The organism is Sphaerisporangium sp. NPDC005288, from assembly GCF_040607475.1.
In the GTDB taxonomy this organism is placed as follows: Bacteria; Actinomycetota; Actinomycetes; order Streptosporangiales; family Streptosporangiaceae; genus Sphaerisporangium; species Sphaerisporangium rhizosphaerae.
Genome location: NZ_JBEXGT010000020.1, coordinates 133,409 through 154,527 on the forward strand (window position 1 = coordinate 133,409; position 21,119 = coordinate 154,527).

Annotated in this window: 23 protein-coding genes and 1 tRNA gene; 14 read left to right on the forward strand and 10 right to left on the reverse strand. The window is 70.1% G+C overall.

Features of this window, described 5'->3' with window-relative positions; all coding sequences use genetic code 11:
• Positions 1-474: 474 nt before the first annotated feature.
• Complete coding sequence (locus ABZU32_RS20410) at positions 475-549, forward strand: hypothetical protein (RefSeq protein WP_354924270.1); 75 nt, start codon at positions 475-477, stop codon at positions 547-549.
• Positions 550-607: 58 nt separating this feature from the next.
• The gene (locus ABZU32_RS20415; protein WP_354924231.1) at positions 608-1,783 is read left to right on the forward strand and encodes a tyrosine-type recombinase/integrase; all 1,176 of its coding nucleotides are present in this window, start codon (positions 608-610) and stop codon (positions 1,781-1,783) included.
• Between the two features lie 117 nt (positions 1,784-1,900).
• On the opposite strand, the gene ABZU32_RS20420 is transcribed toward ABZU32_RS20415, so the two are convergent.
• From ABZU32_RS20420 to ABZU32_RS20435, 4 genes are all read right to left on the reverse strand, one after another.
• A tRNA-Ser gene (locus ABZU32_RS20420) sits at positions 1,901-1,990 on the reverse strand.
• 71 nt (positions 1,991-2,061) lie between these two features.
• On the reverse strand, positions 2,062-2,496 hold the full coding sequence (gene tadA, locus ABZU32_RS20425) for a tRNA adenosine(34) deaminase TadA (RefSeq protein ID WP_354851702.1): 435 nt from the start codon (positions 2,494-2,496) through the stop codon (positions 2,062-2,064).
• Between the two features lie 75 nt (positions 2,497-2,571).
• Entirely contained in the window at positions 2,572-3,063 is a 492-nt protein-coding gene (locus ABZU32_RS20430) for a tRNA adenosine deaminase-associated protein (RefSeq protein WP_354851684.1), read from the reverse strand.
• Positions 3,064-3,080: 17 nt separating this feature from the next.
• Positions 3,081-3,569: a tRNA adenosine deaminase-associated protein gene (locus ABZU32_RS20435; RefSeq protein ID WP_354851704.1), complete on the reverse strand. Its 489-nt coding sequence runs from the start codon at positions 3,567-3,569 to the stop codon at positions 3,081-3,083.
• 178 nt (positions 3,570-3,747) lie between these two features.
• Between ABZU32_RS20435 and upp the strand changes: the two genes are divergently transcribed.
• The 6 genes from upp to ABZU32_RS20465 all read left to right on the forward strand — a co-directional run bounded on the left by upp (position 3,748) and on the right by ABZU32_RS20465 (position 7,794).
• Positions 3,748-4,386 (forward strand): uracil phosphoribosyltransferase, encoded by a 639-nt coding sequence (upp, locus tag ABZU32_RS20440; protein WP_354851686.1) that lies wholly within the window; start codon positions 3,748-3,750, stop codon positions 4,384-4,386.
• Between the two features lie 133 nt (positions 4,387-4,519).
• The gene (locus ABZU32_RS20445; protein WP_354851687.1) at positions 4,520-4,738 is read left to right on the forward strand and encodes a three-helix bundle dimerization domain-containing protein; all 219 of its coding nucleotides are present in this window, start codon (positions 4,520-4,522) and stop codon (positions 4,736-4,738) included.
• A gap of 115 nt (positions 4,739-4,853) precedes the next feature.
• Positions 4,854-5,012 (forward strand): hypothetical protein, encoded by a 159-nt coding sequence (locus tag ABZU32_RS20450; RefSeq protein WP_354851688.1) that lies wholly within the window; start codon positions 4,854-4,856, stop codon positions 5,010-5,012.
• A complete protein-coding gene (locus ABZU32_RS20455) occupies positions 5,009-5,536 on the forward strand; it encodes a PH domain-containing protein (RefSeq protein WP_354851690.1) in 528 nt (175 codons plus the stop codon). Before ABZU32_RS20450 ends, ABZU32_RS20455 begins: the two co-directional genes overlap by 4 nt.
• 133 nt (positions 5,537-5,669) lie before the next feature.
• A complete protein-coding gene (locus tag ABZU32_RS20460; protein WP_354924233.1) occupies positions 5,670-7,001 on the forward strand; it encodes a helix-turn-helix transcriptional regulator in 1,332 nt (443 codons plus the stop codon).
• A gap of 103 nt (positions 7,002-7,104) precedes the next feature.
• A complete protein-coding gene (locus ABZU32_RS20465; RefSeq protein ID WP_354924235.1) occupies positions 7,105-7,794 on the forward strand; it encodes an FCD domain-containing protein in 690 nt (229 codons plus the stop codon).
• Positions 7,795-7,926: 132 nt separating this feature from the next.
• Here ABZU32_RS20465 and dnaN read toward each other — a convergent pair whose 3' ends face one another.
• From dnaN to ABZU32_RS20480, 3 genes are all read right to left on the reverse strand, one after another.
• On the reverse strand, positions 7,927-9,021 hold the full coding sequence (gene dnaN / locus ABZU32_RS20470; RefSeq protein ID WP_354924237.1) for a DNA polymerase III subunit beta: 1,095 nt from the start codon (positions 9,019-9,021) through the stop codon (positions 7,927-7,929).
• Positions 9,022-9,249: 228 nt separating this feature from the next.
• Positions 9,250-9,903 carry a response regulator transcription factor gene (locus ABZU32_RS20475; protein ID WP_354851697.1) on the reverse strand — a complete coding sequence of 218 codons (654 nt, stop codon included), beginning with the start codon at positions 9,901-9,903 and terminating at the stop codon, positions 9,250-9,252.
• Positions 9,900-11,399, reverse strand: coding sequence for a histidine kinase (locus tag ABZU32_RS20480; RefSeq protein ID WP_354924239.1), 1,500 nt, complete (start codon positions 11,397-11,399; stop codon positions 9,900-9,902). Before ABZU32_RS20480 ends, ABZU32_RS20475 begins: the two co-directional genes overlap by 4 nt.
• A 133-nt stretch (positions 11,400-11,532) precedes the next feature.
• Between ABZU32_RS20480 and ABZU32_RS20485 the strand changes: the two genes are divergently transcribed.
• From ABZU32_RS20485 to ABZU32_RS20505, 5 genes are all read left to right on the forward strand, one after another.
• Positions 11,533-12,444, forward strand: a complete 912-nt coding sequence (locus ABZU32_RS20485; RefSeq protein WP_354924241.1) for an ABC transporter ATP-binding protein — start codon at positions 11,533-11,535, stop codon at positions 12,442-12,444.
• Between the two features lie 8 nt (positions 12,445-12,452).
• Positions 12,453-13,244 carry an ABC transporter permease gene (locus ABZU32_RS20490; RefSeq protein ID WP_354924243.1) on the forward strand — a complete coding sequence of 264 codons (792 nt, stop codon included), beginning with the start codon at positions 12,453-12,455 and terminating at the stop codon, positions 13,242-13,244.
• Positions 13,245-13,354: 110 nt separating this feature from the next.
• Positions 13,355-13,936, forward strand: a complete 582-nt coding sequence (locus ABZU32_RS20495; RefSeq protein WP_354852068.1) for a TetR/AcrR family transcriptional regulator — start codon at positions 13,355-13,357, stop codon at positions 13,934-13,936.
• Positions 13,937-14,065: 129 nt separating this feature from the next.
• On the forward strand, positions 14,066-14,818 hold the full coding sequence (locus ABZU32_RS20500) for a glucose 1-dehydrogenase (RefSeq protein ID WP_354924245.1): 753 nt from the start codon (positions 14,066-14,068) through the stop codon (positions 14,816-14,818).
• Between the two features lie 311 nt (positions 14,819-15,129).
• Complete coding sequence (locus ABZU32_RS20505; RefSeq protein WP_354924247.1) at positions 15,130-15,951, forward strand: helix-turn-helix transcriptional regulator; 822 nt, start codon at positions 15,130-15,132, stop codon at positions 15,949-15,951.
• A gap of 367 nt (positions 15,952-16,318) precedes the next feature.
• Here ABZU32_RS20505 and dnaB read toward each other — a convergent pair whose 3' ends face one another.
• A complete protein-coding gene (dnaB, locus tag ABZU32_RS20510) occupies positions 16,319-17,674 on the reverse strand; it encodes a replicative DNA helicase (RefSeq protein ID WP_354924250.1) in 1,356 nt (451 codons plus the stop codon).
• Positions 17,675-17,978: 304 nt separating this feature from the next.
• Between dnaB and ABZU32_RS20515 the strand changes: the two genes are divergently transcribed.
• Entirely contained in the window at positions 17,979-19,289 is a 1,311-nt protein-coding gene (locus ABZU32_RS20515) for an MATE family efflux transporter (RefSeq protein WP_354924252.1), read from the forward strand.
• On the opposite strand, the gene ABZU32_RS20520 is transcribed toward ABZU32_RS20515, so the two are convergent.
• Positions 19,276-20,037 carry an amino acid ABC transporter ATP-binding protein gene (locus ABZU32_RS20520; RefSeq protein ID WP_354924253.1) on the reverse strand — a complete coding sequence of 254 codons (762 nt, stop codon included), beginning with the start codon at positions 20,035-20,037 and terminating at the stop codon, positions 19,276-19,278. The two genes, ABZU32_RS20515 and ABZU32_RS20520, sit on opposite strands and share 14 nt — an antisense overlap.
• Positions 20,034-20,969: an amino acid ABC transporter permease gene (locus ABZU32_RS20525; RefSeq protein ID WP_354924255.1), complete on the reverse strand. Its 936-nt coding sequence runs from the start codon at positions 20,967-20,969 to the stop codon at positions 20,034-20,036. The genes ABZU32_RS20520 and ABZU32_RS20525 overlap by 4 nt, the downstream gene beginning before the upstream one ends.
• Positions 20,970-21,119 lie beyond the last annotated feature (150 nt).

A 21,119-nucleotide genomic window follows, 5' to 3' on the forward strand; every position in this document is an offset into this window, starting at 1 on the left:
ACAAGTTGCTTGCCTAGCACTAGGAGATTGACGTGGTGATGAAGGTGAAGATCAGCAGTTCGCTTACTGCGCCATGGGTCGAGATGGGGGACCTGAGACGGCACGCCCCCGAAAGGTTCACCCTGACTAGCGAGGACTCTGAGGGCAACGAACCCACGTTGCGAGCCGAATTCGCCGTGATCAACGGCGTCCCACAGTGCAGAGAGATCCACCTGACTTGCCCGGACGGAGGGCGCGAACTCCGAGGTGCTGACGTGCGATCTGTTCGGACTGAGGATCTCCTCGAACTCGCGATATCCCGCGTAGCCCGATCTTTCGAGGTTGCCGAGAACGGCGCGAAGGTGTCGTCGGTTCACGTCGATCCGGATGATGCCGCAGAAGCTATCCGCGCCGTGAGAGAGCTCCGAGGGCAGACCCGTGTCAAGCTAACGCCGGAGCTACTTCGGCAAGTCGCCGACGTCTATAGGGCCAACGTTGGCGGCAATCCCACCAGGGCAGTTGCCGAACACTTCGGCCTCACCTCTGACCGGACCGCGCGGCACTGGGTGAAGCGCGCACGGGAGGTCGGCGAACTGGGTGCGAGTATCCAAGGAAAGGCCGGCGAGCGGTGAGCGACGGACGAAGTGGCAGCATCAAGCTGGACAAGAACGGCACTTACTACTTCGTGGTCGACATCACACCCCCAGGCGTGAAGCCACGGAAGCAGACCAGGCGCCGGGGCTTTAAGACGAAGCGGGCCGCTCAAGCAGAGCTGACCAGCATCTTGACCTCGCTGGCCGAACAGACGTACGTCGCTCCGAAGAACCAGACACTTGGCGAGTTCCTCACGGCCACCTGGTTACCGGCGATCGAGCACACCATCCGCCGGAGCACCTTCGAGTCCTACGCGCGCAACGTACGGCTCCACATCGCCGGCCGGGCGATCGGCAACCGCAAGCTCCAGTCCATCGAGGGTGGGCACCTCAACCACCTGTATGCGCTCCTGCTTGCTGGCGAGGATGGACATCGGCCTCTCGGGCGTCGCAGTACCTACTACATCCACACGATCATTCACCGGTCGCTCAAGGACGCCGTGCGATGGAAAGCGATCGTCCGCAACCCTGCCGACGATGCGGACCCGCCCAAGTCGCAGAAGCCGGAGATGCAGACGTGGAAGGCCGCCGATGTCCGCGCCTTCCTGGCCGGTGCTGCCGAGCATCGTCTCTACGGCGGCTTCGCCCTGCTACTTGGTACGGGGATGCGCCGCGGTGAGCTGCTCGGGCTGAAGTGGGATGACATCGACTTCGAGGGCGGCCGGCTCCACATCCGGCGAGCACTGATCACGGTGGATGCCCGCCGGAAGGACTCCCCCGGTATGGCATGGTCGGAGCCGAAGACGGCGAAAGGCCGGCGCACCGTGGCGCTCGACGAGACGTCACTCCGTGCTCTCCGCGAGCATCGCAAGCGCCAGGCCGCCGAGAAGCTCGCGCTCGGCCCCGGGTACGCCGACGAGGGCTTGGTGTTCTGCAGGGTGGACGGTGGTCCCCTTCACCCGAAGACGTTCTCTTACCACTGGGACCACACGGTGAAGCGGCTCAAGCTGCCGCGGCTGACGGTGCACGGCGCCCGGCATACGTGGGCGACGCTGGCTCTTCGAGCAGGCATCTCACCGCGGATCGTTCAGGAGCGCATCGGACATGCGAACGTCGCGATCACGCTCGGGACCTACAGCCATGTAGACATCGAGATGCAGGCCGATGCTGCCGCCCGGGTCGCCGCTCTTGTCGCGGGAGACGAGAAATGACGCGCCGAATTCCAAGATCAAAGCGGGTCTGTGACCAGCGTGTGACCAAAACGGCCCTAGAGACGACTTTGGCGGCTCCGAGCGAGGTCACTGACCTGCATCGGAGCCGCCAAGTGGTGGCGGTGGAGGTGGGATTTGAACCCACGGATAGGTTGCCCCATCACACGCTTTCGAGGCGTGCGCCCTCGGCCACTAGGCGACTCCACCGCCGAGCAGCCTACCGGATCCGGGGCCCTGTTCGCGCGCGCTCATCGTCTGGTATGCACCAAATGCCGGTTTCAGTGGCGCCGGTCGGCGAAGAAGTCCCGGAGAACGGCCGCGCACTCCCCGGCGAGAACCCCGAGGATCACCTCGGGGCGGTGGTTCAGCCGCCGGTCGCGCACCACGTCCCACAGCGACCCCGCCGCGCCGGCCTTCTCGTCGGCCGCCCCGTAGACGATCGTGTCCACCCGGGCGAGCACCGCCGCCCCCGCGCACATCGTGCAGGGCTCCAGGGTCACCACCAGGGTGCAGCCGCTCAGCCGCCACTCACCGCGCACGCGGGCCGCCGCGCGCAGGGCGAGCACCTCGGCGTGGGCGGTCGGGTCGGCGCTCGCCTCCCGGTCGTTGCCCGCCACCGCGAGCACCTCGCCCCCGGGCCCTAGGACGACGGCGCCCACGGGCACCTCGCCACGCTCGCCGGCCAGCGCGGCCTGCTCGAGCGCGAGCCGCATGGGCGTCTCGAACTCGCCCTGCGCCGGATCGCTCACGGCCGCGGGCCCGCCGGCGAGGCCGCGCGGGGGAAGGCGCTAGTGCAGCCGGTCGAGCTCATCGGCGAAGGAGAGCTTCTCGGCGATGACCGAGAGGGTGTCGGCGGGAAGCACCCCCTCCTCCATGCTCAGCTCCAAAAGCTCCTCGGCGCTGACGCCGAGGTCGCTGAGCAGCTCGAAGTCGCCGGCGGGACGGACGCCGAGATCGGCCTCCTTGTCGGGGACGACGACCCCGGCCAGCTCGTTGAACAGCTCGCCGAGGCCGTCAGCGGCCGCCGCGTGGGCGTCGGAGAGGAAGGCGCGCGGCTCGGCGTCGTCGTCGTAGCGGACGAGCGCGAACCATTCGTCCTCCACCTCGACGCAGAGCAGGGCGAGCTCCTCGCCGTTCAGCCCCAGAGCGTCCTGGACGGCGTCGCCCAGGTCGTCGGCGATCTCGGCGTTGGTGAGATCGACCTCGGCGCCGCTCCACCCCTGGGGCGTGCGGACGAAGGCCGCGGCGAACAGAGCGCTGTGTGTTGGTCTCGAGGGCATGATCGGGGCTCCCGAGGTCAGCCGATGGCTGAGTCGACGGCACGTTCAAACGGCTGGGAGAAGCCCAGCCGCGCGGCGATGCTGGAGAGCACCTCGTCAGGAAGCAGTTCGAGATCACCGGAGAGGGCGCCCAGCTCCATCTCGTCGAGGCCCAGATCGGCGAAGATCGACAGGTCTCCGGCCGGGAGGACCATGTCGAGCTCCTCCTCCTCCGGCACGGGGACGTCGAGGTACTCCAGCACCTGCTGGGCGAGCGGCCAGTCCCACGACGCGGTGATGTCGGACAGGAAGACGTCGACGCGCTCGCCGAACACCCTTAATGCCACGAAGAAGTCATCCCCAACGGCGACCAGGCCAATCGTGGCGCCCATGCTCGGCTGCTGCCGAAGAGCATGGATCAGCCCGTGGAGGTCCGCGGTGAGACCCACCGGCAACATCTCGGCTTCCCAGCGGTCGTCCTCGCGGTAGACCACGATGGCGAAGTCAAGAGCATCTACGTCTGTCATCTTCACCCCACCGACGCGGTTCTCACGGTTGGCCATGCTCCCAGAATCACTGGGGCCCCGTAGGCCCCTCGGGCAAATTGTGATCAAAAACGGCCGCCCCCGACCCGCTTGGGGTGTGATGGGGGTTACCGGACCGCTCGTACCGTTCACCCGGGCGCAGAGGATAGCGTTGGCAGCCATGAAGACCCTCGTCGTTGACCACCCGCTGGTCGCTCACAAGCTGACCGCTCTCAGGGACGTGCGCACCGACTCCCCCACGTTCCGGCGGCTCGCCGACGAGCTGGTCACGCTGCTGGCCTACGAGGCCACGCGCGACGTACGGGTCACCGACGCGACGGTCACCACCCCGGTGGCGCCCGCCCACGGCGTGCGGCTCGCCCGTCCCGCGCCCCTGGTCGTGCCGATCTTGCGCGCGGGCCTCGGCATGCTCGACGGCATGACCCGCCTGCTGCCCACGGCGGAGGTCGGCTTCCTCGGCATGATCCGCGACGAGGGCACCCTCAAGGCCGAGACCTACGCCACCCGGCTGCCCGAAGACCTCTCGGGCCGCCAGTGCTACGTGCTCGACCCCATGCTCGCCACCGGCGGCACGCTCGCGGCGGCCATCCAGCTTCTGTTCCAGCGCGGCGCCGAGGACGTCACGGCCATCTGCCTGCTCGCCGCGCCCGAGGGGCTGCAATATCTGGAGCAGGTCTTCACCGACTCGGGCAACCCGGTGCGTGTGGTGACCGCCGCCCTGGACGAGCGGCTCAACGAGCACGGCTACATCGTCCCCGGCTTGGGCGACGCGGGAGACCGCCTGTACGGCGTCGTCTGATTCTTTTTCCTTCTTCGTCCCCAGGTTGACACACCCTTCGTTACATACTGTGTTTCAGAGGGTACACAGAGTGATGACAATGTCACTGTGTTCCCGGCCCCCGCGGGGCCGTGGACGCACACCTGGGAGAGCGATGGACCAACTGCCGGATATTGACGCCTACACACAGGTCGAGACCGCGCTGAAGGTCGAGTTCGCCGGGGTCCATCCCGCCGCGACGGTGACACGCTGCGTAGAGGCGGCGCACCACGGCGCGATGGAGGTCACTGGTTACGCGTACCCGAGCCTCGTCGAGCGCATCGCGCGCAAGCACCTCCAGGTGCTGGCCGCGGTCGCCGGCGAGCAAGGGTGACGCAGGTCACATCCAGACCCCTAAAGACTGTGGGGTCGGGATGCCTTTACCGAGCGAATCAGCTGGGTAATGTATACGGTGGGTGCAGTGGGTGAGTTGGTTAACGGAGGCGGCAGTGCAGGTCAAGAAGGTTCTAACGTACGCAGCCATCGCGTTTGTGGCTTTCTACCTGTTCACCAGACCGGCTGACGCGGCTAGCGCGGTCAGAGGAGCAATGGACACTGTGGTGAACGCCGCGGATTCGCTGGCGCTATTCGTCGCGAAGCTGACATGAGACTTGTGACCCACGGGGACTCTGCTCCGTCGTCGGTCAATCGTTACCTTCTGCCCCACGAACACCAGGTCATCATGGTGCGGCGCCACCCGGCCGTGCTGCTGCGGCCGGTCGCCGAGGTCTTCGGCGGCCTGGTCCTGGCGGGGCTGCTGAGCAAGTGGCTGGGCGAGAACCAAGGAGCCCAGGCACTGGTGATCGTCTGGTGGGCGTGGCTTCTCTTACTCATTCGCTTCGTGTGGAAAGTGGCCGAGTGGTCCGTCGACTACTTTGTGGTGACGTCCAAACGCATGCTCCTTACCACCGGTTTGATCACTCGCCGGGTGGCGATGATGCCACTCGGCAAGGTGACCGACATGAGCTTCCAGCGCTCATTGCTCGGCCGCATGCTCGGTTACGGCGAGTTCGTCCTGGAGTCCGCCGGTCAGGACCAGGCGCTCTCGACCGTCCCCTTCATTCCGTATCCGGAGACCTTGTACCTCGAGGTTTGCCAGATGCTCTTTCCCAGTTCTGACGACGACGATTAGTCCGGGTTCGTCCTGAATCCCGAGGGGTGAGACAGACTTGCCCCTCGGGATTCTTGACGTGGGTATACCCGATTCGGCTGCTTCGTGCCATCATGGCGAGACCATTGACCATAACATCGCCTTAAGAGATCACATGCCGAGTCAGGGAACCATCGGTGATCGCGTCCGCGGGCTGCGTCTGAGCAGGCGTATGTCTCAGGCCCAGCTGGCCGGACCCGACCTCTCCGACAGTTATGTCTCACTCATCGAGTCCGGCAAGCGCACGCCGACGCCGGTGGTCGCCCGCCTTCTCGCGGAGCGCCTTGGATGCACCACCGAGTTCCTGCTCCACGGGATCGAACCGCGCCAGCGCATCGACACCGAGCTCGGCCTGCGCCATGCCGAGCTGGAGCTGCACCACGGGGACGCGGCCCTCGCCGCCGACCGCTTCGGTGACATCGTCAAGGCCGCCGGAGAGGACAACGCGCTGCTCGCCGCGCACGCACGGCTGGGCCGTGCGCGTGCGCTGGAGGCGCAGGGCAAGCTCGGCCGCGCGGTCGAGGCGTACGAGCGGCTTCGCCGCGAGGCCGCCGCGCACCCCGAGCGGCTGGCCGACCTTCCGCTCACGGTCGCGCTGTGCCGGTGCTACCACAAGGCCGGCGACATCATGCGCGCCCGCGACCTCGGCGCCAAGGCGCTGGAGCAGGTGACACAACTGTCACTGTTCCACGGCGAGGTGTCGGTCGACCTGGCCGCGGCGCTCGCCGACGCCGAGATCGGGCTCTCGTACGTCGAGCACGTGCTCGAGGTCACGGGCGTACCGGTGCCGGACGACCGCACGACCGAGATCCTCTCGCTCTGGCAGGCCAGCGTGTCGGCCGCCGAGGGTGAGGACTCCGCGCTCGCGGCGCAGTTCGCCGACGACGCGCTGGCGGCCGGACGGCCCGCCCGCGTCGCGGTCCAGATGGCGAAGATCGCCATGCGCTGGGCCGAGATCTCCGCCGCACGGTCCAGCAGGGAGCACTCCGACGCGCTGGTCTCCCGCGCCTCGGAGGTCTTCTCCGTGCTGCCCGCCGAGTCGGTGGAGTACGCGCACAGCCTGGTCGTTCTCGCCCGGGTGCACCTGCGGTCCGGAGACGGCCGCGGCGCCGACGAGCTGGCGGCCAAGGCGCTGGAGCTGTTCGCCGACGAGCCCCGCACCATGAGGGCCTCGGCCCACCTGGTGCTCGCCGAGAGTGCTTTGGCACGGTCCGACGACGCGGTCAGGGGCCACCTTGAGCGCGCGGGCGACGCCCTGGTCGCGGTGCCGTCCTCGGGCGCGGTCCGCGACCGCGAGATCGCCGAGGTCTGGCGTGAGCTGGGCGACCTGTGGGGCAAGGCCGGTGACCGCGGGCGGCAGACGCGCGCGTATCGTAAGGCACTCGAAGCGGTCGGGGTCAGGTCGACCGTGGCCGGCGCCGTCACCGCGACGGTCTTCGCACGGTAGGCCTCCAACCAGGGCCCCCGGATTTGGCCGCGGGGCCCTGGAATAAATAAGGTCGACCAATCATTGACTCGTAGGATGATTGGTTACCCGGAGGAGGCAGACTGTGAGTCTGCGTACGGCGCAGCGGGCTTCCCTCGTCGACCAGGTGATCGAGCAGCTCAAAGAGCAGATCACCTCTGGGTCCTGGCATCTCCACGCCAAGATCCCTACGGAGACCGTCCTCGCTGAGCAGCTCGGCGTCGGCCGCAACACCGTGCGGGAGGCGGTGCGCGCGCTCACCCACGCCGGCCTGCTCGAATGCCGCCAGGGTGACGGCACGTACGTGCGCGCCACCAGCGAGCTCTCAGGGGCAATGGCGCGGCGCCTGCGGACCGCCGAGCATCTGGAGATCCTCGAGGTGCGCCGCGCGCTCGAGGTCGAGGCCGCCCGGCTCGCGGCCGTCCGCCGCACCGAGGGTGACATCGAGCTGATCGAGGCCGCCCTGCTCCGCCGCGAGGAGGCGTGGGCCGAGGGCGAGGTCGACGCCTTCGTGGAGGCCGACCTGGCCTTCCACGTATCGGTGGTCGAGGCCACGCACAACCGCGTGCTGATCGAGCTGTACAAGGACTTCTCCGCGGCGCTGCGCGCCAGCATCGCCGCCGCGGGCGCGCCCCTCCAGAACGGTCATATCCCGCACGACGCCATCGCCCGTGCCATCGCCTCCGGTGACGCCGCCGCCGCCGAGCGCGCGGGACACGCGTGCATGGAGCACATCGCGATCGCCCTCACCGAGACCCCCGAACTTCTCGACTGACCGCCGCCCCGAAGGCCGGCCCCAGCCTGCCCCGAGGCAGGCGCGCGACCTCACTCAATACCGGAACGCCGGGTCATCGCCCTGGTCGGTGGTAAGCGGCTTCGGCCCAGAAGGCCGGCCCGCCGGCCGGCCTCAGGCCAGGCGCAGCGACATCACCAGATAGCGGAACGCAGGGTCGTCGCCCTCGTCGGTGATCAGGGACGGCCGGGTGGGCGAGGCCATGTGGATGCTCGCCTTCTCGGTCTCCACCCCGGCCAGGCCGTCGAGCAGGTAGTGCGGCTGGAAGGCGATCTGGATGTCGTCGCCTTCCAGGTCGGCGGCCACCGCCTCGGCGCCCCGGCCGATCTCGCCGCCGCCGGCCTGCACCAGCACCTGCCCCTGCGTGAACGACAGCCTGATCGCGGTGTGCCGCTCGGCGACCAGGGCGACGCGCTTGATGGCCTCGACGAACGGCGCCACCGTGACATCGGCGCGGATAGCCCAGGTCTCGGCGAGGCGCGCCCGGTAGTCGATGAACTGCTCGTCCAGCAGGCGAACGGTGGTCGTGCGCCCCGCGCACTCGAACCCGGCGACTCCCGCGTCGAAACCGATCGACACCTCCCCGGCGCGCAGGGAGCGTCCCACCTCCACCATGACCCGGGCGGGCACCATGACCGCGGCCCGCTGGTCGGGCTCCTCGGAGTGCCACAGGAAGTCGCGGGCCGCGATGCGGTAGCGGTCGGTGGCCGCCAGGCAGACGTTGGCGCCGTCGATGTCCATGCGGATGCCGGTGAGCATGGGGAGGGTCAGGTCGCGGCTGGCGGCCACCGCCACCTGGGCGACGGCCGCGGCGAAGACGCCGCCCCCGACCGCGCCGGCCCTGGGCGGCATGGCGGGGAGCGTGGGGAAGTCCTCCACCGGGAGGGTGAGCAGGCCGAACTCGGCGCCGCCGCAGGTGAGCACGGCCTCGGCGCCGGAGGTGACGATCTGCACGGGCTCCCCCGGCAGGCTGCGGGTGATCTCGGCCAGCACCCGGCCGGGGATCAGCACCTTGCTCGGCTCGGCGACCTCGGCGTCGATCACGGCGCGGGCCGAGACGTCGTAGTCGAACACCGAGAGCGTGAGGCTGTCGTCGAGCGCCTCCAGCAGGATGCCGGACAGGACGGGCATCGCAGGACGGCCCGGCAGCGTCCGGGCGCTCCACGCCACCGCGTCGGCGAGGACATCGCGGTTCACCTGGAACTTCACCCTGATCCATCCCCTTCGCTCACGTCTGCTTTCCAGCAAGGTAGCGCCTGGGTGGGACATTTACCCGTTGAGCACTCACCATCACCCCCGCCCAACTTGGGCGAACCGCCCTCCCCTCCAAGGACCCACACCCGACCGATCACCATCGGCGCCCCCTGACCTGCCCGAACCACCTGAACGAGCACCGCCTCGGCTCAGCCCGGGCCCTTCTCCCCGCGTGTCGAGGGGTCAGGCTCGGGTGCCGTTGAGGTAGGCGAGGACGGCGAGGACGCGGCGGTTGTCGTCGTCGGACACGGCCAGATCGAGCTTGGCGAAGATGTTCGCGGTGTGCTTGGCCACTGCGCTCTCGCTGAGGAACAGGCGCTGCGCGATGGCGGCGTTCGACCTGCCCTCGGCCATGAGCTCGAGCACCTCGCGCTCGCGCGGGCTGAGCCGGCCCAGCGGCTCGTGGCGGGCGTTGCTGGCCAGCAGCTTGGCGATGACATCGGGATCCATGGCGGTGCCGCCCCCTGCCACCCGCCGTACCGCGTCGATGAACTGCGCGGAGTTGAAGACGCGGTCTTTGAGCAGATAACCCACCCCGCCCGTGCCGTCGGCGAGGAGCTCTCTGGCGTAGAGCTGCTCGACGTGCTGGGACAGGACGAGCACCGGCAGGCCGGGGATGGAGCGGCGGGCCGCCAGCGCCGCCTGCAACCCCTCGTCGGTGAAGGTGGGCGGCAGCCGCACGTCGACCACGGCCACCTCGGGACGCTCGTCGAGCAGGGCCCTGAGCAGCTCGGGCCCCGACTCGACCGCCGCGACGATCTCGAACCCGTGGGCCTGCAGCAGGCGGACCAGGCCGTCGCGGAGGAGGTAGAGATCTTCGGCCAGGACGACCCTCACGCGGCCGCTCCGGCCTCGGCCCTCTTGATCTCCTGGGTGAGGCCGTAGGCGGTGACGGCCATGGCGACTCCGAGCACGATCATGCCGATGATGGCGGGCCACTGGAACACTTCGGGCAGGTAGAGCGCGAGGAACCAGCTTCGCTCATCGGCGTCGAAGATCTTGAAACCCGCCGCGACGAGGCCCTGCGGGAACAACGGCAGCCACATCAAGCCCCAGCACACGGCCATCAGCCTGTGTTTCCAGGGCGGCAGGGTGACGCGGCACGCGGCGTGCCCGGCGAAGGCGCGAGGGATGTCGACGCTGGCCGTGGTCGGACCTCCCACTGGGCTGTACAGCGCCAGCACGCCGTCGAACGCGGCCACTCGCCGCTCGATGCCGCGCAGGCCGCTGCCACGCGAAGGGTCGGCGCCGCCCTGACCGTCGTCGATGACCGTGATGCGCAGGGCGGGACCGCGCCGGCTGATGTCCACCGCGACATGGCGCCCGCCGCCGTGCCTGCTGGCGTTGGTGAGCAGTTCGCTGACCACGAAGTAGACGGCGGACTCGACCGGGGCCTCGGGGCGGGCCGGCAGGTCGACGTTGACCGAGACCTTCAGCGGGCTGTCGAGGGCCAGGGCCCGGACCGCGTCGCCGAGGCCGCGCTCGGCGAGCACGGGCGGGTGGATGCCGCGCACGAGCTGCCGCAGCTCGACCAGCGACGCGGCGGACGCCTCGCGCACCTTGGCGATCAGGGCCTTGGCGGCCGCGGGGTCGGAGTCGACGAGCTCTTCGGCGGCGCCGAGGGTCATGCCGATGGCGACCAGGCGTGCCTGCGCGCCGTCGTGCAGGTCGCGCTCGATGCGCCGCAGCTCGGCGGCCTGGGTGTCGATGGCGTCGGTGTGCACCCGCGTCAGCTGGGCCATGGCGTTGGTCAGGCGGGCGCGGTAGGTGGGGGCCAGCAGCCACCGCGTCCACACGCCGTGCAGGCGGACCGCGCGCGGAGCCAGCAGCGGCCCTGCCAGCACGAGCAGCACCCCGGCCACCGCCTGTACCGGGCCCTGCGCCATCAGCGCCACCCCGGACGCCACCAGGAGCGGCGGCAGCAGGACCGCCACGCCGCCGATCAGCGGGTCGCCGAGCAGCCAGGCGAGGTCACGCCAGGTGGCGGGGTCTTTGAACATCCACTCGAAGGTGCGGTTGAAGTTCGGGACCAGGGACGTGCGGTACAGGCTGCGGCCCTCGCGGTACCAGCCGTCGCGCTGCGGCACGGGCGGCGGCGGAGCGGCGCGGTAAGGCGGGACGATCTGCACGTCGGCCCAGGCCAGCGCGAGCCGTCGCGCCTGGACGGCGCGGCGGCGGACCAGGCGGATGGTGGCCGGGAACAGGAACACCAGGCCGAGGCCGAAGCACAGCAGGAAGACGAGCAGCGCCACCGCGGCGAGCGCCGCGTTCACCACGGCCAGGGCGAGCAGCACCAAAGCCCGCCCGAAGCCGACCACCGTCCTGAGAACCATGCCGTCAAGTCTGCGGCATCGGGCACTTAGCTCACAGTGGCCGTGGCGCCCGTTCGAAGGTGTACCTAGGTACACCTCCGTCCGGGCCGCAGCCGCATTCCGCCGCGACGCCGCGCTTCCTACCGTCGGCGGCATGGAAATCATCGAGATCGCCGGCCTGCGCAAGGTGTACGGCGAGCAGGTGGCGGTCGACGAGGTGTCGTTCACCGTGCACGAGGGCGAGCTGTTCGGCGTCGTCGGCCGCAACGGCGCCGGCAAGACCACGACCGTCGAGTGCGTGTGCGGCCTTCGCGTCCCCGACGGCGGCGCCATCACCGTCACCGGCCTGGACCCGCGCCGCGACCGCGCCGTGCTCCGCCAGAGGGTCGGCGTGCAGCTGCAAGACTGCTCGCTCCCCGACAGGCTGCGGGTCGGGGAGGCCCTCGAGCTGTACGCCTCCTTCTACGATCGCCCTGCCGACTGGCGGGCGCTGCTGGAGGAGGTCGGGCTCGGTCCCAAACGCGACACTCCGTTCGCCAAGCTGTCCGGCGGGCAGCGCCAGCGCCTGTCGATCGCCCTCGCGCTCGTCGGCGACCCTCGCGTGGCCGTCCTGGACGAGCTGACCACCGGCCTCGACCCCATGGCCCGCCGTGAGACCTGGGAGCTCATCGAGAAGGTCAAACGACGCGGCGTCACGATCGTCCTGGTCACCCACTTCATGGAGGAGGCCGAGCGGCTCTGCGACCGCGTCGCGGTGATCGACAGGGGGCGCGTGGCCGCGGTGGACACGCCCGCGGGCCTGATCGCCCGGGTGGACGGCGGCCAGCGCGTCCGGTTCCGCAGCGCTCCTGACGCCGACCAGGTGCTCAGGGCGCTCCCCGAGGTCGCGAGCCTGACCCGTGAAGGCGACTCGGTCACGGTGACCGGGTCCGAGGGTTTGCTGCTCGCCGTGACCAAGGCCCTCGCGGCCTGCCAGGTCGTTCCCGCGGGCCTCCAGATGGACCAGGCCACGCTGGAGGACGCCTTCCTCGCCCTGACAGGCCGCCCGGCCGCCGACGCCTCTTAGGAGCCCCCATGACGACGACCCGCTCGCGCCCTCCCCACGTGGCTCCGCCCAGGCCCGGTGCGCTGCGCAAGGTGCTGTTCACCGAGACCAGGCTCTATCTGCGCGACCCTCTGACGGCCTTCTTCACGCTCGTGCTCCCACTGGGCCTGCTGCTGATCCTCGGCAGCGCCATTCCGGGCTTTCGGGAACCCGACCCCTCGCTGGGCGGTCAGCGGGTGGTGGACACCCAGCTGCCCGCGATGATGATCATGCTGGCGGTGGCGACCTCGGCCTTCAGCGTCATCCCCACCGTGCTGGCCACCTATCGCGAGCGCGGCGTGCTGCGCCGGTTGTCCATCACGCCCGCCTCGCCGGCGACCCTGCTGGGCGCCCAACTGGTGCTGAACCTGGCCGTGGCGCTGCTGGCCGCGTTCCTCACCATCCTCTTCGGGCACCTCGTGCTGGACACGCACGTGCCTGCCGCCTTGCCGTGGTTCGTGCTGTCCTTCGTCCTTGGAGTGTGCGCTCTTTTCGCGATCGGCCTGTCGGTCGCCGCCGTGGTGCCCAACGGCCGTGCCGCCGGCGGCGTCGGCGCGGTGGTGATGTTCCCCTTGCTGTTCCTCGGCGGCATGTGGCTTCCTCGCGAGCTGATGCCCGAGACCCTGGTGCGGTTCAGCGACTTCACCCCGACGGGAGCGTTCGGCCAGGTGTTACGCGACGCCTGGGCCGGTGCCGCCCCACAGCCTCTCCACCTCGCCGTCCTCGCCGCCTGGACACTGGCCGCCGGAGCGTTCGCGGTGCGGTTCTTCCGCTGGGAGTGACAGAACACGCTGTGCGCCAGGGACGGTTCGTCGGGGAAACCGTCCGTGGGGATAGACGGGGTGGTCTCAGGGTTGTTTTAGACCAATCGTTCTTGATAGAGTCCCATGCCGTGGCACGCACGAAGGAATTCGATCCCGAGAAGGCGCTCCAGGCGGCGCTCGAGCTGTTCTGGGAGCGCGGTTACGAGGCGACGTCGATGGCCGATCTGGTCGAGACGCTCGGCATCGCCCGCGCCAGCCTCTACTCCACCTTCGGCGGCAAGCACGACCTGTATGTGCTCGCCCTGCGCCGCTACATCGAGACCCGCAACCCGCCGCTCGTCGAAATCCTGTCCCAGCCGGGCCCGGCTCTGCCGGCGGTGCGCGCGCTGGTCGAGTCCTACGCCGCCGACGCCCTCGATGACGGGCGGCGCCGGGGGTGCATGGTGGTCAACGCGGCGGCCGAGATGCTCCCGGGCGACCCGGAGGTCACCCGCATCCTGGACGCCAACTGGACCGCCATGGAGACCGCGCTGGCGTCGGCGCTGACCCGGGCGCGGGCCCAGGGCGAACTGCCCGCCGGTCGCGACCCGAGGGCGCTGGCCCGCTTCCTGCTGGTCTTCCTGCAAGGGCTGAGGGTGGTCGGCAAGGGCTTCCCCGACCCGGCACGGGTGCGCGACGCCGCGGCCCAGGCCCTGTCGGTGCTCGGCTGACCACCTTCCGGCCGGCGTCGGCGTGACCACCGACTCCGCAGTGGGCGGTCACTCAAAACGTCAGCTATTTCAAGAACGAACGATCTAATAAGCGTCGCGACACATGCGGCATCACCATCAGGGGGAGCGATGAGATTCCACGGCCGGACGGTTCTGGTCACCGGTGGCGGCTCGGGCATCGGCCGGGCGGTCGCACGCGGCTTCGCTCGCGAGGGCGCGACGGTGTTCGTGGCCGGCCGCCGCGAGGGGCCGCTCCAGGAGACGGTCCGGCTCATCGAGGCCGAGGGCGGCCGGGCGGCCGCCCTGACCGCCGACGTGACCAGCTCGCCGGAGGTCGCCCGGCTCGTCGCCGAGATCGTGCGAAGGCAGGGGCGACTGGACGTCGCGGTCAACAACGCGGGCGTCTTGGCCCTGGGGCAGGTCGCCGACATCGACGAGGACGACTGGGCGCGCACCATGGCCGGCAACGCCACCGGCGTCTTCCTGTCGATGAAGCACGAGATCGCCGCCATGCGCCGGCAGGGCGCCGGCGTGATCGTCAACGTGTCGTCCCAGGTGGGCGCGCACAAGCGGGTCCCGGGCCTGGGCGCCTACGCCGCGTCCAAGGCGGCGGTGACCGCGCTGACCCGCACGGCGGCCCTGGAGTGCATCCGCGAGGGCATCCGAATCAACGCGGTCAGCCCGGGACCGCACGACACCCCCATGTCCATGCGCCCGGGCGAGACCGAGGCCGACCGCGCCGACCGCATGAAAGAGCAGCTTCCCATCGGCCGAGTCGGCACGCTGGAGGAGATCACCTCGGCCGTGCTCTGGCTCGCCTCGGACGACGCCGCCTTCACCGTCGGCCACGATCTCGTCGTGGACGGCGGCTCCACCGCCTGAGCCACCCCCTCGCGCGTTGGTCCACGCGGGGTGCGCCCACGGGCCCCGCATCCACGGCCATCACGCTCCGCTCCGCGCACAAGGAAACACGCGGCCCCGGCCGCTCCAGGCTGTGCCGGGACCATCACCGCCATCACGCCGGGCTCAGGCACAGGCGGGACGTCGCCCCCGGTGGCTCCGGATGTGCCGAGATGGTCACGGCCATCACATGGGGTTCGGCGGTGGGGGGCTTCGGCGGGGCTAGGGCGGTGCTGGTGGCCGTTACGTGGCAGGTAATCGCGGGGGCGCGGGGGGACGCATAGGGTCGGGCCATGACGACGACGGCGCTCTCCCGGCGGCCGGTCGGCGAGCTGCTCCGCCAGTGGCGTGAGCACCGCCGGCTCAGCCAGCTCGACCTGGCCATCCAGGCGGACATCTCCACCCGGCACCTGAGCTTCCTGGAGACCGGGCGTTCCAACCCCAGCCGCGAGATGGTGCTGCTCCTGGCCGAGCATCTCGACCTGTCGCTGCGTGAGCGCAACCGCCTGCTGCTGGCGGCCGGGTTCGCGCCGGTCTTCACCGAGACCACGCTGGACGCTCCGGGCATGCGGGCGGTGCGCCGGGCGATCAAGCAGGTCCTCGCCGGGCACGAACCCTACCCCGCCGTCGTGGTGGACGGCCGCTGGAACCTCGTGGACGGCAACACCAGCCTCGGGGTGCTCACGAGCCTGGTGTCGCCCACGCTGCTCGCCGCCCCGGCCAACGTGCTGCGGGCCAGCCTGCACCCGGACGGTCTGGCTCCGCACATCGTCAACCTCGGCGAGTGGCGCGCCCACCTGCTCGGCCGGCTGCGCCGCCAGATCGCCCTCACCGCCGACCCACAGCTCGAAACACTGGATCAAGAACTGCGCGCCTACCCGTGCGACCAGCCGGAACCCGAGGTGGAGCTGCCCGGCCCCGGCGAGATCGTCGTGCCGCTGAAGCTGCGCCACGAGGACGGCGAACTGACCTTCTTCAGTACGATCGCCACCTTTGGCACGCCTCTGGACATCACGGTCGCCGAGCTGGCCATCGAGTCCTTCTACCCCGCCGACGAGTTCACCGCCGACACCCTCCGGAAGATCGCCTCCCAGCCTGGCGGCTCCTCGTCATGACGGCCGGTCCGGCTTCGTCCCGGTCAGCGGCGCTCGCCGGGGCCAGGCCCGATCGCCGCTTCACCGGCCGCATCGCCTACCACCCCGGCGACTCCTCGTCCTGACGGCCGGTCCGGCTTCGTCCCGGTCAGCGGCGTTGGCCGGGGTCAGGTCCGATCTCCGCTCTGCCGGCCGCATCGCCTACCGCCCCGGCGGTTCCCCGTCGTGAGGCGCGTCGCGGGGGCTGCCCGTGGTGGTGGTCGGACCGCCCGCGTCAGAAATGCCGGCCGGGGCCGCCGCCGTTCGCGGAGGAGGGGACAGGGCGGGGGGCTGCCGCTTACGGAGGCGTGGGCGGGGATGGGTTGAGACCCTACAAGGGAGGGGAGGGTCAGTGAGGCGCCATGTCGACGAAGCGGCTGTAGTGGCCCTGGAAGGCGACGGTCACGGTGGCGGTGGGGCCGTTGCGGTGCTTGGCCACGATCAGGTCGGCCTCGCCGGCGCGCGGCGACTCGCGCTCGTAGGCGTCCTCGCGATGGAGCAGGATCACCACGTCGGCATCCTGCTCGATCGAGCCGGACTCGCGCAGGTCGGACACCTGGGGACGCTTGTCGGTGCGCTGTTCGGGGCCGCGGTTGAGCTGGGAGATCGCGATGACCGGCACCTCCAGCTCCTTGGCCAGCAGCTTGAGGGCACGGGAGATCTCGGAGACCTCCTGCTGGCGGCTTTCGGTCTTCTTCGGCGAGCTCATCAGCTGGAGATAGTCGACGATGACGAAGCGCAGGTCGTGGCGCTGCTTGAGACGACGGCACTTGGCGCGGATCTCCATCATCGACATGTTGGGCGAGTCGTCGATGAACAGCGGCGCCTCGGCGACCTCGCTCATGCGGCGCGCGAGGCGCGTCCAGTCTTCGTCGTTCATGGTGCCCGAACGCATGGTGTGCAGCGCCACCCGCGCCTCGGCCGACAACAGGCGCATGGTGATCTCATTGCGCGACATTTCCAGCGAGAACACCACAGTGGCCATATGGTGCTTGATCGCAGCGGATCGTGCGAAATCCAGACCAAGCGTCGACTTGCCGATGGCCGGGCGGGCGGCGACGACGATCATCTGGCCGGGGTGGAGGCCGTTCATCAGGGCGTCGAGATCCTGGAAGCCGGTGGGCACGCCGACCATCTGGCCGCTGCGGCTGCCGATGGCCTCGATCTCGTCCAGCGCGCCGGGCATGATCTCGGACAGGGGGCGGTAGTCCTCGCTGGTGCGGCGCTCGGTGACCGCGTAGATCTCGGCCTGGGCGCGGTCGACCAGCTCGTCGACCTCCTCGTTCTGCCCGCCGTAGCCGTAGGAGACGATGCGGGTGCCCGCCTCGATGAGCCGCCGCAGGATGGCCTGCTCGCGCACGATCTTGGCGTAGTAGCCGGCGTTGGCGGCCGTGGGGACGATGGCGGTGAGCGTGTGCAGGTAGGTGCCGCCGCCCACCCGGGCCATCTCGCCCCGGCGGGACAGCTCGTTGAAGATCGTCACCGCGTCGGCCGGCTCGCCGCGCCCGTACAGGTCGAGGATGGCGTCGTAGATGACCTGGTGCGCCGGACGGTAGAAGTCGTCGGAACGCAGGATCTCCACCACGTCGGCGATGGCGTCCTTGGACAGCAGCATGCCGCCCAGCACGGACTGCTCGGCCTCGATGTTGCTGGGAGGCGTACGCTCGAATGGTGCGTCGAAGGCCTGCACGACTTCACTGCTCAACTGGCGGCCCTCCCTGACTCCCCCGTGCCACCCCCGAAGTAGCCGGGGTGACAGTTTCGCCGGTTCTCGGGCGAGCGGCAACGCGTCCTGTCGACAACGTTGTGGATAACGTGTGCAGTTCTGGCCTGGAGATGTGGGCACGCTGGGGACAAGTCTGTGGATAACCATGGGGGATAACCACAGACCCCCGACTGAGCAGGGGAAACGGTATCCACGGGCTGTGGAGAAAAGAAAGTCCGCGCGACAGGCCGATGGGCAGCGGGACCGGTGCCGAGCATGCTGAGGTAAGGGGCAATATAGACAAGTGACTCTTACCCCCCGGGTCGGCAGCCGGGAGATCCTCAGGCTCGCCGTTCCGGCCTTCGGCGCGCTCGTGGCCGAGCCGCTGTTCATCCTGGTCGACTACGCCATCGTCGGCCGTCTCGGCACGGCCTCGCTCGGCGCCCTCGGCATCGCCGGGGCCGCGCTCACCACCCTGGTGAACATCTGCGTCTTCCTGGCGTACGGCACGACGGCGGCGGTGGCCCGGCAGGTCGGCGCGGGCAACCTCGTCCGGGCGGTCAAGCAGGGCATCGACGGGCTGTGGCTGGCCACGGCGATCGGGCTGGCGCTGATCGTGGTCTGCTGGCCGCTGTCCCCGTGGATCGTCCAGTGGTTCGGCGCGGCCGCCGAGGTGTCGGGGCCCGCTGTCGCCTACCTGCGCATCAGCCTGTTCGGTGTCCCCGCCATGCTCGTCGTCCTGGCCGGCACGGGCATCCTGCGCGGCCTGCAGGACACCGTGACCCCACTGGCCGTCTCGGTCGGGTCCTTCGCGCTGAACGCCGTGCTCAACGCCGTGTTCGTGTTGGGGTTCCACTGGGGCATCACGGGCTCGGCGTGGGGCACCGTCACGGCCCAGGGACTCGGCGCCCTGGTCTACCTGGTCGTCGTCGCCCGCGCGGCCCGCCGGCACCGGGTCTCCCTCCGCCCTGACCTGGCCGGGGTACGGGCCTCCGGTACGGCCGGCATCGCCCTGATCATCCGGACGGTGTGCCTGAGGGTCGTGCTGATCGCCGCCACCGCCGTGGCCACCCGCATGGGCGTCGCCCAGCTCGCCGCCCACGCGATCGCCACGCAGATCTGGTCGCTGCTCGCCTACGCCCTCGACGCGATCGCCATCGCCGGCCAGGCCATCACCGGCCGCACGCTCGGCGCGGGGCGCAGCGACCACACGCGGGCGGCCACCCGCACCATGGTGGTGTGGGGCGTCGGCTGCGGGGTGGCGCTGGGGGCCGCCACCCTCGCGCTGCGGCCGGTCATCCCGCACCTGTTCGGCGCCGACGCCGCCGTGAGCGCCGAGCTGGTCGCGGTCCTGTGGCCGGTGGCGCTGCTCCAGCCCGTGGCCGGGGTGGTGTTCGTGCTCGACGGCGTGCTCATCGGCGCCGGGGACCGCCGCTATCTGGCCTGGGCCTCGGCGATCACGACGGCCGTCTACCTGCCCGCGGCGTACGCCGTCGTCCACCTGGGCGGCGGCCTGGTGGCGTTGTGGGCGGCGCTGGGCGTGTGGATGGCGGCCCGTCTGGTGACCCTGGGCTCGCGTGCGTACGGGCGCGCCTGGCTGGTCACCGGCGGTTGAGCACCCTGCTCAGGAACTCGCGGGTACGCGGCTCGCGGGGGTCGGTGAAAATCTGCTCCGGAGTCCCCTGCTCCAGCAGCACGCCGCCGTCCAGGAAGCAGACCTTGTCGGCGATGTCCCGGGCCAGCCCCATCTCGTGGGTGGCCAGGACCATCGTCATCCCCGTGTCCTTCAGCTCGCGGATGATCTCCAACACCTCGCCGACCAGTGCGGGGTCCAGGGCCGAGGTCACCTCGTCCAGCAGCAGCAGGCGCGGCCGGGTGGCGAGCGCGCGGATGATGGCCACCCGCTGCTGCTGGCCGCCGGACAACCGGTCGGGGTAGGCCTCCGCCTTGTCCGCCAGGCCGAACCTGGCCAGCAGCTCGCGTGCCCGCTCCTCGGCCTCGGCCCTGCCGACGCCGTGCGCCTTGCGCGGCGCCAGCGTGATGTTGGAAAGGACGGTCATGGAGGGGAACAGGTTGTAGGCCTGGAACACCATGCCGATGCGCTTGCGCACGTCGTCGGGGTCGGCCCGCACATCGGTGATCTCCGCCCCGTCCAGGTGGATGGCGCCGTCGTCGACGGTCTCCAGCAGGTTCACGCAGCGCAGCAGGGTCGACTTGCCCGAGCCGGAGGCTCCGATGAGGCAGACCACCTCGTGGGAGTCCACCGACAGGTCGATGCCGCGCAGCACGCTGTGGCGGTGGTAGAACTTCCACACGCCCTCGATCTCCAGCAGGCTCCGCCCCTGCTCGACCGGCACGGTCACACTCCCCTCCTTCTCTGCGAACGAGCCGCCAGGTAGTCGGTGAAGCGGGCCATCGGGATGGTCAGCACGATGAACAGCAGCGCCGCGGCCAGATAAGGGGTGTAGTTGAAGGTCTCCGCGGTGTGGATCTGCGCCTGGCGCAGCGCCTCCAGCGGGCCGATGGTGGCCACCAGGGCGGTGTCCTTCTGCAGCGAGACGAAGTCGTTGAGCAGCGGCGGCACGACGCGCCGCACGGCCTGGGGCAGCACGACGAAGCGCATGGCCTGGCCGTGGGTCAGGCCCAGCGACCGCGCAGCGGCGCGCTGGCTCGGGTGCACCGAGTCGATGCCCGACCGGAACACCTCGGCGACGTACCCTCCGTACGACAGCACCAGCGCGATGATCCCCAGGGTCGCCAGGTCGGTGGGCATGCCCTGCAGGCGCAGCGCGGGCAGGCCGAACCCGACCAGGTAGATGACCAGGATCGTCGGCACGCCGCGGAAGACGTCGGTGTACAGCACGGCGAGCGCGCGCAGCGGGTAGAACACCGGAGCGTGCAGGTTGCGCACCAGCGCGACGAGCAGGCCGACGACCAGGATCAGCGGCTCGGCGATCAGGAAGATCTTGATGTTGAGCAGGAAGCCCCACAGGACGTCGGGCAGGGCGCCGGAGAACTCGCCGAGGTCGAAGAAGGTCTCCTTGACCCGCGGCCAGCCGGGCGAGGTGGTGACCAGCCAGATCGCCAGGACGATGAACACCACGGTGGACGCCGTGGCGATCGAGCCGGACCGCAGGTCCGAGCGGCGGCGCAGTCGCTCCCGCTCGCGCTGCCGTTCGCTCCTGCGCCACGAGCCGTCCTCGCCCGGCCCGCCATCCGAGCCCGGCCCCTCCCGCGAAGCGCGGTCCCGGCCAGGCCCGTGCGTGGAGCCGCGGACATGGCCCAGTTCGTCCATGGAGACGCGGGTCTGACCAAGTCTGTCCGCGGAGACGGGGGCTTGACCCGGTTCGTCCATGGAGACGCGGGCTTGACCCGGCCCGTCCGTAGAGACGGGGGCCTGAGCTCGCCCGTCCATGGGCACGGGGGGCTCACCTGGCGTGCCGCC